This is a genomic window from Dokdonia sp. (assembly GCF_039945015.1).
GTDB lineage: Bacteria > Bacteroidota > Bacteroidia > Flavobacteriales > Flavobacteriaceae > Dokdonia.
Genome location: NZ_JBDUXP010000030.1, coordinates 361,388 through 373,488 on the forward strand (window position 1 = coordinate 361,388; position 12,101 = coordinate 373,488).

General features: G+C 34.6%; 11 protein-coding genes. 4 read left to right on the forward strand and 7 right to left on the reverse strand.

What is annotated here, in order from left to right; translation table 11 throughout:
• Nucleotides 1-104: 104 nt before the first annotated feature.
• A complete protein-coding gene (locus ABJD27_RS21465; protein ID WP_348164426.1) occupies nt 105-2,261 on the forward strand; it encodes a prolyl oligopeptidase family serine peptidase in 2,157 nt (718 codons plus the stop codon).
• Between the two features lie 179 nt (nt 2,262-2,440).
• Here the strand turns inward: ABJD27_RS21465 and dprA are convergent, their stop codons facing one another.
• Entirely contained in the window at nt 2,441-3,544 is a 1,104-nt protein-coding gene (gene dprA, locus ABJD27_RS21470) for a DNA-processing protein DprA (protein ID WP_348164429.1), read from the reverse strand.
• A 284-nt stretch (nt 3,545-3,828) separates the two neighbouring features.
• On the opposite strand from dprA, the gene ABJD27_RS21475 reads away from it, so the two are divergent.
• From ABJD27_RS21475 to ABJD27_RS21485, 3 genes are all read left to right on the forward strand, one after another.
• Nucleotides 3,829-4,764, forward strand: coding sequence for an SPOR domain-containing protein (locus ABJD27_RS21475; protein WP_348164432.1), 936 nt, complete (start codon nt 3,829-3,831; stop codon nt 4,762-4,764).
• 127 nt (nt 4,765-4,891) lie between these two features.
• Entirely contained in the window at nt 4,892-5,401 is a 510-nt protein-coding gene (locus ABJD27_RS21480; protein ID WP_348164435.1) for an acyl-CoA thioesterase, read from the forward strand.
• Nucleotides 5,402-5,647: 246 nt separating this feature from the next.
• On the forward strand, nt 5,648-6,706 hold the full coding sequence (locus ABJD27_RS21485) for a T9SS type A sorting domain-containing protein (protein ID WP_348164438.1): 1,059 nt from the start codon (nt 5,648-5,650) through the stop codon (nt 6,704-6,706).
• A gap of 9 nt (nt 6,707-6,715) precedes the next feature.
• On the opposite strand, the gene ABJD27_RS21490 is transcribed toward ABJD27_RS21485, so the two are convergent.
• The 6 genes from ABJD27_RS21490 to ABJD27_RS21515 all read right to left on the reverse strand — a co-directional run bounded on the left by ABJD27_RS21490 (nt 6,716) and on the right by ABJD27_RS21515 (nt 12,079).
• Nucleotides 6,716-7,192 (reverse strand): hypothetical protein, encoded by a 477-nt coding sequence (locus tag ABJD27_RS21490; RefSeq protein WP_348164441.1) that lies wholly within the window; start codon nt 7,190-7,192, stop codon nt 6,716-6,718.
• 142 nt (nt 7,193-7,334) lie between these two features.
• On the reverse strand, nt 7,335-7,946 hold the full coding sequence (locus ABJD27_RS21495) for a hypothetical protein (protein WP_348164444.1): 612 nt from the start codon (nt 7,944-7,946) through the stop codon (nt 7,335-7,337).
• Nucleotides 7,936-8,652, reverse strand: a complete 717-nt coding sequence (locus ABJD27_RS21500) for a hypothetical protein (RefSeq protein ID WP_348164447.1) — start codon at nt 8,650-8,652, stop codon at nt 7,936-7,938. Before ABJD27_RS21500 ends, ABJD27_RS21495 begins: the two co-directional genes overlap by 11 nt.
• A gap of 55 nt (nt 8,653-8,707) precedes the next feature.
• Nucleotides 8,708-9,901 carry a peptidoglycan DD-metalloendopeptidase family protein gene (locus ABJD27_RS21505; protein WP_348164450.1) on the reverse strand — a complete coding sequence of 398 codons (1,194 nt, stop codon included), beginning with the start codon at nt 9,899-9,901 and terminating at the stop codon, nt 8,708-8,710.
• Between the two features lie 22 nt (nt 9,902-9,923).
• Complete coding sequence (locus ABJD27_RS21510) at nt 9,924-10,703, reverse strand: DUF4292 domain-containing protein (protein ID WP_348164453.1); 780 nt, start codon at nt 10,701-10,703, stop codon at nt 9,924-9,926.
• Nucleotides 10,704-10,711: 8 nt separating this feature from the next.
• Nucleotides 10,712-12,079, reverse strand: a complete 1,368-nt coding sequence (locus ABJD27_RS21515) for a tetratricopeptide repeat protein (RefSeq protein WP_348164456.1) — start codon at nt 12,077-12,079, stop codon at nt 10,712-10,714.
• Nucleotides 12,080-12,101 lie beyond the last annotated feature (22 nt).

Below are 12,101 nucleotides of genomic sequence, written 5' to 3' on the forward strand. Positions count from 1 at the left end.
CTTCAACCCTGAAGAAAACCTACCCTATTGGGGTGGGTTTTTTTATGCTTTCGCGAAAGCGTACAAATCCCTATCTTCACTCTTTCAACCATATACCCTACCATATGAAAAGAATTGCCTTTATAGTTTTTGCAAGTAGTATTTTATTCTCTTGCAAAAATGATGTACAATCCATAGAAAAACCAATTACTGTGACCTATACTGAAACCCATAAAGTAGACACCGTAGACACCTATTTTAATACCGAAGTACCAGATCCTTATCGATGGCTAGAAGATGACCGTAGTAATGAAACTATAGATTGGGTAAAACGTCAAAATGAAATTACGTATGGATATTTGGATACGATTCCTTTTAGACCTCAACTTAAGGAACGTCTAGAAAAACTATGGAATTATGAAAAAATAGGTGCTCCTTTTAAGGAAGGAGATTATTCTTATTTCTATAAAAACAACGGACTTCAAAATCAATATGTAATTTACAGATATAAAACAGGAGATGACCCAACAACAGCAACTGTATTTTTAGACCCAAATACATTTGCTAAAGATGGAACCATCTCATTAGGAGGTATTAGTTTTTCTAAAGATGGTAATACGCTCGCTTATAGTATTTCTGAAGGAGGAAGTGATTGGCGTAAAATCCTAATTATGAATACCGAATCCAAGGAAATTATTGAAGACACCCTTGTGGATGTAAAATTTTCTGGAATGTCTTGGTATAAGAATGAAGGTTTTTACTATTCTAGTTATGACAAACCTGAAGGGAGCGAACTTTCTGCAAAAACAGATCAACATAAATTATACTACCATAAACTAGGAACCTCTCAATCACAAGATGCTGTTGTTTTTGGAGATACACCAGAAGAAAAGCATCGTTATGTAGGTGGAAGTGTAACAGAAGATGGTCATTATTTAGTTATTTCGGCGAGTATTTCTACCTCTGGAAACAAACTATTTCTTAAAGATCTTACGGTACCTAATGCTCCTCTTACAACTGTAGTAGGTCATACAGATTCTGATACTAATATTATAGAAAATGAAGGAAGCAAGTTGTTTTTGGTTACAAACCTACATGCTCCTAACAAACGTATTGTGACTGTAAATGCTAGTAATCCTACATCAGATAACTGGGTAGATCTTATTCCAGAAACAAAAAATGTATTAGGTATTTCTAGAGCAGGAGGATACTTCTTTGCAAAATATATGGTTGATGCCGTTTCAAAAGTATTTCAATATGATTATAAAGGAAAATTAGTCCGAGAAGTAGCATTACCAGGGGTAGGTTCTGCTGGAGGTTTTAATGCAAAAAAGGAAGAGAAAGAACTTTACTATAGTTTTACAAATTATAAAACCCCAGGAAGTACATATACTTACCAAATAGAAGAAGGAGTCTCAGCGTTATATCGCAAACCAGATATTGATTTTAATCCAGATAATTATGAAAGTACTCAAGTCTTTTATAGCTCAAAGGATGGTACCAAAGTACCGATGATTATCACACATAAAAAAGGGTTAGAACTCAATGGGGAAAACCCAACTATATTATATGCTTATGGTGGATTTAATATAAGTCTTACTCCTAATTTTAGTATTTCAAATGCCGTATGGATGGAGCAAGGTGGTATCTATGCAGTGCCAAACTTACGTGGTGGAGGTGAGTATGGAAAAGCTTGGCATGATGCAGGAACAAAACAGCAAAAACAAAATGTATTTGACGATTTTATTGCCGCTGCAGAGTATTTAATTGATCAAAAATATACATCTAGCGATTTTCTTGCGATACGTGGAGGTTCCAATGGAGGTCTTCTTGTGGGAGCAACCATGACGCAACGTCCAGATCTTATGAAAGTAGCGCTCCCCGCTGTAGGCGTTATGGATATGCTACGTTATCATACATTTACTGCTGGAGCAGGATGGGCATATGATTATGGTACCGCAGAAGATAGTAAAGAGATGTTTGAATACCTTAAGGGATATTCTCCAGTACACAATGTAAAAGAAGGAGTTTCTTATCCTGCAACACTTGTCACAACAGGAGATCATGATGATCGTGTAGTACCTGCACATTCTTTTAAGTTTGCAGCAGAGTTACAAGCAAAACAAGCTGGAGATGCACCAACACTCATACGTATAGAAACCGATGCTGGTCATGGGGCAGGAACCCCTGTAAGCAAAACCATAGAACAACAAGCAGATATCTTTGGATTTGTGTTGTATAATATGGGATACAAAGTATTACCTGGAAAAGTGAAGGGTTGATATACTAAAACCTAATTTTACTTATAAAAAGAGAGAGCTTCTACTAAGTAGAAGCTCTCACAGTTTTCGAAAAAAACAAACTAATGTCTGTCTTAGATACAAATATACTAAAGTTTTATTAGTTATTAAACACTTAATAGGGGAAGTATCAAACACTTAATTATATTTTAAATACATCATCATACAAGTTCAAACAACTTACCAGGTAGCGGTCGGACTACACCTTTGAGCTCCATAGTAAGTAGTGTACTTGCTATTTTATATGTAGGTAACTTACAATGTAAAGCTATAAGGTCTAGTTGTTCTTTTCCTTGTTCTTTTAAGAATCGCCAAACACATTTTTCTTCTTCATCTAACTCTACAAAAAGCTTTTTCTGAATAGGTGAAGGTTTATTCTCTTTAAGTGTCCAATTAAGAATATACGCAAGATCTGCTGCAGAAGTAAGCATATGTGCTTTGTTTTGTTTGATCAAATTATTACATCCTATACTCAATGCATCATCTGCTCTGCCTGGTACTGCAAAGACATCTCGATGATATCCGTTTGCAAAATCAGCACTAACGAGGGAACCTCCTTTTGCTGCGCTTTCGATCACAATTGTAGCCTCGCTCAACCCTGCTATAATACGATTGCGTCTCAAAAAATTAGTGTGTATAAAAGTATCTGTCGTCCAGAAATCTGTCATAAAACCACCATGTGCTTCTACTTCTTTTTCATATTTGCTATGTACTTTGGGATACATCTGGTTAAGACCATGAGCAAGCACACCAATGGTCTGTAAATTATGTGCTACTGCTGCTTTATGAGCTGTAATATCTACACCATAGGCAAATCCTGATACAATAATAGGGTCAAATGGAGCAATTTCTTCAATAAATTTTTTTATAAATGCAGCACCATATGTCGTTATTTTTCGAGTCCCTACAATACTTATAATCTTGCGATTATTTATAGCGATATTGCCTCGTTGAAAAAGTACTACGGGTCCATCTATACAATGTTTTAATCGTTGCGGATAGTCAGCATCTGTATAACAACTATAAGTGATGTTATGCGTTTGGATGTGGCTTAATTCTGCTTTCGCGAAAGCGGTATGTTTCTCATCCCAAAAAGATTGTAATTTATGCTCTCCTATACCGTCAACATTAAGAAGGCTTGCCTTTTTTTGCTGTAACACCTCCTCTGCACTACCAAAGATTTTAATCAATTTTTTTATACTTCCATCTCCTAAATGAGGAATATGTTGAAGCGTTAGTAGGGCTATAAGTTCATTTTCGGTCATATTTTTTTATTACAAAAGACAAGAAACGATTTTTATAATTGAGATAAAAAAACACCCCCTATTTTTAATGCTAAAAAATTACTCCTTAATCGATATAGGCTAGATATACATCTCTTGGCAAAAAAAGTTTCTTGTATTTTGTAAAGAATATATATTACAGAGTAATTGCACATATAGAAAGGAAGTTTATTGAATATCAGGACGTCAGCTATTAATTTGATAGTTGTTAATAAAATATCTCCTTCTTCTCTTTTACGATATCAAAAAAAAAGTATCTTTATTTTATGCAACTAGACCAATACATAAGCGATCTTTTATACCGTTATGAGTGCGTTATATTACCAGGATTCGGTGCTTTTCTAACACAATATCAAAGTGCGATAGTGCACGAAAGTACACAAGCATTTTACCCTCCTAAGAAGAAGCTTTCTTTCAATGCTCAACTTATAGACACGGATGGTCTACTTGCAAATTATATAGCAAAAAAAGACATGATTCCTCATGAAGAAGCAAATATTAAAATTGCTTCTTATGTTCGCTTTCTTTATGATGGACTTCATAAAGGATCTATATTAGAAATTAAAAATATAGGAACATTTCGATTAGAAGAAGAAAACAGTCTTCAATTTGAGCCTTCATATCGTCTTAATTATCTCACTTCATCATTTGGACTTTCTTCATATACTTCTCCTCAAATTACACGTGAAGTTTACAAAGAAGAAGTGCAAAAATTAGAAGAAAAAGCTCCTATTGCATTTACTCCTGAAAGACGTACATCAAATGGATGGATGAAGTATGCTGCCATTGCCGTCATTGGTTTAGGTCTTACGGGTGCCGGTAGTTTTAATTACCTTAAGAACGTAGAGGCTCATAACTATGCTGCAAAAGAAGAAGCAAACATACAGCTTGAAGAAAAAATACAACAAGCCACTTTTGCTTTTGAAAATCCACTTCCTGCAATTACACTAGACATTATGCAACCTAAAGGCAATTATCATGTTGTCGCTGGTGCATTTAGAGTTAAAGAAAATGCAGAGAAAAGAACACTCCAATTAAAAGAGAAAGGATATACTAAGGCAAGACTAGTGGGTGTTAACAAATATGGTTTGTTTCAAGTTGTATACGGTAGTTATGTAAATAGTCAAGAGGCATTATCTATTCTCCGTCAAGTAAGAAAAGAAGATAATAAAACAGCTTGGTTAGACGTAAGATCACTGTAGGCATCACAATTTTTTATTCTTAATCCATACTTGTGTTTATTTTATAAATGCTATCAAGTATTTTTTTGAATTCAAACTTCTTATTTAGTCTTATACCTACTACCTTTGCTCAAAAATTTAAGCATTTATGGAAGATCGTACACCTAGCGAATCTAAGACAATACTCACAGACCTTGTTTTACCCAGTGAAACAAACCCATTAAATAATCTTTTTGGAGGTGAATTATTAGCAAGGATGGATAGAGCAGCAAGTATTGCAGCTAGAAGACATTCTCGTAGAATTGTGGTAACTGCTTCTGTAAATCATGTTGCTTTTAATAAAATGATCCCACTTGGAAGTGTCGTGACCGTTGAAGCAAAAATTTCTAGAGCATTTAAAACCTCTATGGAAATCTTTCTTGATGTTTGGATAGAAGATCGCGAAAGCGGTATCTGTAGTAAAGCAAATGAAGCGATCTATACTTTTGTTGCCGTAAACGAGCAAGGACAACCTGTACCTGTTCCTCAAGTAGTTCCAGAAACCGAAGAGGAGAAAGAACGCTATGACGCCGCTTTACGACGCAAACAATTAAGCTTATTGCTCGCTGGAAAAATAGGACCAAATGATGCTACAGAATTAAAAGCTCTTTTTACATAAAATAGTCTAAGATTATTATAAAAATTTAAAAACCATTGTAATATACAGTGGTTTTTTGTTTTTAGACTTAACTATATAAGGGTGTCTTATACGCTTTCGCGAAAGCGGACTTAAACCAGTAACCGTGTTATAAATAATATATGAGATCACAAACCCTGTAAGGAATGTTTCTGAAACTAGACTATATAAAGTCAGGCATGATTTTCTAAAGAAATTGTGTGATTTATATATCAAAATCCTACTATTATGAAAAAAACTACCTTCCTGTTTCTATTGATTTGTACTCCATATATCGTTATCTCACAAGTATCAAATGTCGTTACTGGACTTAATGGCCCTTTTGACGTTGTTATACAAGGATCTGATGCTTATGTTGCAGAGTTTACTGGCAATGCCATTTTACGTGTAGACCTCACAGCAACAAATCCAACTGCCGAAGATGTTATCACTGGTATTAATGGCCCAACGAGTCTTCTGTTTGATGGAGATGATGTTTATATTTCTCAGGTTGGCGGTACTATCACACGTAGAGATGCTAGTGACCTTACATCAAATCAAATAACAATTGCAACTGGACTTGTGACCCCTGTATCTATGATTCGTATAGATAATGATTTGTATTTTTCTGAATTTCAAGGAGGGCGCATAGGTCGCGTAGATCTTACTACCGGAACTGTTTCTACGGTTATAAATGGACTTAATTTCCCAGAACAAATTGTTCTTATAGGCGATGAATTATTTATAGCTCATGCTGGTGCAAATCGAGTTTCAAAATTTAATGTGACAGATGCAAATCCTACACTAGAAGATGTTGTTACTGGCCTTGATAATCCTGCAGGAATACATGCGGTAGGGACAACATTACTCGTAACCGAATTTGCAAATAATGGTGCTGTTTTTCGTATTGACACCTTAGAGGCTACCCCTACTGCTATAGCAATCGTAAATGGACAAAATAATCCTTTTGGGGTAAGTTTTTTTGACAATGATCTTTACTTTATTCAAAATGGCGCTGGAACATTATCAAGATTTCAAGGAGACATCCTTGCCGTAGAAGATGTTTCTGTTTTAAATGATATTCTAGTTTTCCCAAATCCAAGTCAAGGACAGTTTTCTATTGCTGGTTTGGAAGGACAAACGATTAATCATGTACAGCTTACTGATGTTACGGGTCGCGTTATAAAGCGTTTTAACACCCAAGAAATCTCTCAAAATACATTTGATCACCAACTTGCTAGTGGATCTTATTTTGTAACGATACAGACAGAGATAGGGCGTGTAACAAAACAGATGATCATACAGTAATCGCATACGTTAAAATTTAAATCCAGTACGGAGTCTTATTTTATTTGGGGCATTTCCTGTCTGAATCATGGGCTGTAAAAACTGTATAGACGCATCCCAGTTTTTTGTAAAATCATACGTAGTTCCTACTGTAAAAGTCTTCTCTCTTAATCCTATCACACCTGTAGTACGGTCACGCATCGCTTCTAATTGAGGTCCTGCAAATAGTTCTAACTGAGGTATTGCTTGGTACTGAAATAATAAAGGGAATTCTAAAAAATCATCATCTCCTATTCGGGATTGATTCAGTCCTACCAGTAAGCTTATAGTGGGACTTAATTTACTTTTAATATAAACACCCCTGTATTGCTCATAATACTCACTTTGATTTCCTTCCTGTTGACTTATAGAAGCTCCAGAAGTTTCTATAGTATATCTTTCTTTGTTTTGAGCATTACTAAGTACTGAAATAAAGATCACTATAACCGATACTATTGTTTTACTCATGATTGATCTTGTTTGTTTAAGACAAAGAAAGAGTCAATCGTTGTTAAACTTTATTAACCTACTCACAAACAAATCCGAAAGAAACGTTAAATAAACTTAAAGATAATCAGATAGTTACGTTTATATTATAGTTTTTTACACATCACTTCCCTACTCTAAATCTCAAACCTAGAAAAGGATATATGGACTGTGCGCTGTCAAAAAACGACCCTGTTTCTGAAGGAGCGTCTATACTTAAAAAATCAAAATGATTTCTGACTCCTAATGAAATATCTATCCATTTTATGATTCTATAATTAAGTGCTGTTTCAATCGCTATAAAAATACCGTCATCTCTAAATTCTCCATTGTCTGTGTTTTGACCTATTTTTAAATACCCTGCATGTATCGAGGGCAAAAAGCGCAATCTATCTAGTACTTCAAGAGGATATCCTAATCCTAAAGAAACTCTAGTAAAGTTTGCCGATCTAATGTTTCCTATCAAGTCAGGTCTCGTTACATCGCCAGAAGTAATGTTTATATCAGAGTGTAATGTTGTGTTATAAAAAAAAGCTGTTGTCACCCCTACATCTATAGTACCACTTAGATCATATCCTTTATTTATAAAATTATCACCGTAAGGTATAGGTTGTGCATACCCTATTTCAAAAAAGAGTTCAAATTCTTTTATTCCTCCTGTGTTCTTTTCTTCTTCTTCCTGAGACCAGCCTAGTTGTGTACAGAAAAAGAGGGCTATTAAAATTTTAAAATTCAAATGCATATTGTACAGTTTCTTGATTAATAGGAATCTCTATGGTATTTGTTTCTGTCTCGCCTCCAGTTGTTAACTCATAAGAGAATATGGCTGTTGTATTTTGAAGTGTTTCGAGGGTTATTGGCATTCCTGAAGAGTTAAGAGCTCCAGAACCTTCTATAGTATTAATTACGGATTCTTCTCCATTTGGAAATTGAAACTGCTGTAATCTTGTAGCATATGTAATTGTATACTCTAATGTTCCATCCATTGTAGGCACGTCTGTAATTGCTATTTCTAAAGATGCACTACGTTTTAGGACAACATCTGGAAGGATGGTCGTCTTCGTTAGGAGGCTATCTAGTTGATAGATTACAACTCCATAGTCTTCATTTAGTGAGTTCCCTGAGAACTGCTCATCGCTATTTATTAAAACCCCTATTTGGTCTACCGTTTGGTCTGGTTCTAAAGAAATCAATGTAAGTGTCCCTTGATCATTTGTGCTTCCTACACCTAGGATTCCATCAAAACTTGGTATTACTGGAAAAAAAATAATTCCTGCTGCTCCTCTGTGTACAGATGCATTTACGACTATATCAGAAATAGGTTGATTAGCGTCATCAATTACCTTTAGTTCAAAAGCAATTCGGCTGTTATTTTCTATGGGATCACTACAACTTAAAAAGGAAATACATAAGATGAGTAGTAAAGATATCTTTTTATACATACCATATAGACGTATAAAGATGCTTTTGGTTGCGTAGGTATGTCTCTTTATTAATTTACATGCCTTTTACCCAATCTGCAGGATTAAGTTTTGTATTGTTTTTTGTGACTAAGAACTTAAGAATTGTTTTTCCATTAAATGCGTTACGCCCTACTTCACCAATAGGTTGTTTAAAGTCAATCTTATCTCCCTTTTTAACTGTGATTTTCTTAATATTATGGTAGACGGTAATATAATCTCCATGCTTCACATATACGGCTAGATTACTTCCAGACACATCCTGTATACTTAATACTTCTCCTTTAAAAATAGCTCTTACGGTAGCATCAGGAGGTGTTTCTATATCTACACCACTACTATAGGTTGTAATATTAGGAAGTGTAGGGTGTCTTGAGTTTCCAAAACGTCTTACTATTCGACCACGTTCTACAGGCCAAATTAAACGTCCTTTATTTGAAGCAAAATTTGAAGCTAGAGTCACTTCTTCTGGTGTAAGGGCAAATCCACTATTTGTTTTCTTTTTTCCTGCTTTTACATTACTTGCTGCAATTGCGTCTCTAATAATTTTATCTATCTGACGATCAATGCGATCTGTTTCCTGTTGCTTCTTTTTAATTTGAGCTGCATAAGTACTTGATTTTTTACGTACTTGTTTGACAAGTGCGTCTTGTGCATTTTTTTCTTTATCCAGTTCCCTTTTGGCAAGTTTATTTTCGGCAATAAGTACTTCTTTATCTTTCTTTTGTTCTATAAGATCTTTATTTACTTGCTGTAATAGTGCTGCGCGTTCTTTTATTTGATCTCCTTGTTTTTTACGATGGTTTGCATATTGCTTCATGTATTGCATACGCTTGTATGCTTGCTTGAAGCTTTCGCTAGACAATAAAAACATGATTTTACTTTGACCACTTTTACTCTTATACGATTTTTGAATCATAGCCGCATAGTCCTCTTTAAGGTCTTGTAATTCATCCCTTAAATTTTCCATTTTATTGAGGTTCTCATCAATCTCTCGAGTAAGAAGGTTTGCCTGGCGGTTTGTGATTTTTATTAAATCGGTACGTACTTGTATTTGTTGGTCTAGATCTTCTACTTGTGTGAGTAAAGAGATTTCTTTTTTGTTATTGCTTTCGCGTAAGCGGGTTAATTGTTGCATTTCTGCTATTAGATCGGCTCTACGCTTCTCTAATTGCTTACGAGTAGGTTTTTGTGCCTGAGCCATAAACCCTCCTAAAAAAAGGGTTATCATAAAGACAACGATATATCTTTTTTTAGCGAAGCTCATCTAATTCTATTTTTTCATATCCTGAAGGAATTGAGAATGGAAATCGTACGGGTACATTAACATCAACACTACGATATTCTATATCAATACGTGTTTGATCCGTATTTTCTAATACTTCTATGGCAATGTTTTTAGGAAATGATTTTCCTTTTACGAGTTGATGGCTTGTATAATTTACATCTAGCGAGAGATTATCTTTAGGTTGGGTTACTTGTTGTTTTTTAATTAAGAACTTCTCTGGCTCCATATAAAAGAAAAGATTGAGAATTTCCAATTGTTTTTTGGGAGTAATCTTATAAAGTCCTTCTTCTTGATCTACCTGATAATTACCATCTCTAAGGTTGTAAACTGTTTGTCCAATAAGTAAACGTTGTAACTGTTGAAAATCCATTTGTACTCCAAAGTATTCACTTAAGAAGGAAAAATCACCTTCAAAATAACGTCCATTAATTTTTTCATAAAAAGATACACGATCTGGAGTAATTAATGCTTTTGCACCCGTTATTCCAAGGATAGAAGCACTCATCCATATTTTTTTATTTTTTTCTATTCGGATATTTACGGTAACGGTTTGTCTAGATTTTGCATCTTGGTATCGCACACGTGTGCGAGCTACAAGTGTCGTAAAATCAAAATTATTTGCATAGTGATTTTCTATAAGACGCGCCGTTGCTATATCTTCTGTAGTAGCTGTACTAGTTGTTGTCTTTGTACCACCACAACTAGCAAAAATAATGACGATAAGAAAGAAGGCTATTTGTTTCATGAATCTGTTTACGCTTTTAATGCATTTGCCTTATCTATATATTGTTGTCCTTTTGTAGCATTACCAGAACCTGTATAAGCTTCTCCTAGTTGTTTATAAAAGTCAGATTCCATTTTTGTATTATCAATGATATAATCTATCCCTATTTCTAGTTGTTCTATAGCATCTTTAAACTTGGACTGTTTATTAAGGGCCACGCCATAGATAAGGTATAATAATGGTTGTGAAGGGTATAACTCTAAGGCATCTGCCGCTGTCTCTTCTGCAGCCATATAATCTACTGTATCTAGTTGTAAAAGAAGTGTATTCTTAATAAGTTCTAAGTTTTCGGGATCACTATTAAGTGCTTTTTCAAAGTACGGTACTGCTTTACTTTTAAGATTCTTGCTTATGTAATAATTGGCTAGTTCTTGATAAATTTTTGCATCTGCTACCTGCTCATCAAAAATAGTGATGGCTTCTTCTAACCGACTTTCATACTGTGGGTTTTTAGTTACAAAAAACAAAAAATCATTAAGTACTTTATGTTTTGCTTTAGGGGTAATGCGTTTGCTTTGCAATACTTTTTTCATCGATTGGATAGCCTCTTCTGTCTTTCCTTCCTCAAGATGAAGTTTATATAATGCAAGGTCTACTTCTTCTGCATTAGGATTAATCGCTTTTAATTTTAAAGCTGTATCATACGCTTTTTTTGAATCTCCTTGCTCGCTATAGAGGTAAATCAATTTAAGGTAATCTGCCTCTGCTGTAGGGTTTTTGGCGATCTTTTTTTCTATAGCATCTGTACGTCCTTTTTCATTTCCAGAGAGCGCATATATACGATCCCTTAGTTGATCTCGGTAAATATCACCTCCTTTTTCAAAGTCAAGTTCATCAAGCAACATAATCGATTCATCGTATCGTTTTGTGGCCATATATATACGAGCGAGATCTTCTTTATATTGGATATCAAAAGGAATTAGTTTTTTAACAACACTTTCTGCCTTTTGATAATCTCGATTCTTATAATGCACTTTATATAACGCTTCTAAGACAGGTTCTTGATTAGGCTTAAGTTCCAGTGTTTTTAAAAAATCTTCTTCGGCAAGGTCATATTTTTTAAGAGCATCGTAGTTCTTTCCTCTTTCAAAATAAAGGATAGAACGTTTAGGTTCCATAGTAATGCACTCGTTTAAAGAAGTGATAGCGCGTTCATAATTTTCTATTCCCTTCTGTTTTAAAGCTTCAAAAAAAGCTTCTTGAAATTCGTCAGATACATCTCCTAGGTCATCTACATTTTCATCTGCAAATGGCGTTGGGTCTTGTGCGTATATACGCTTTCGCGAAAGCATACTTAGACACAAAAACAATACTAATATATACTGACTTCTTTTCATGTTCATTCCTTTTTTGCTCAAA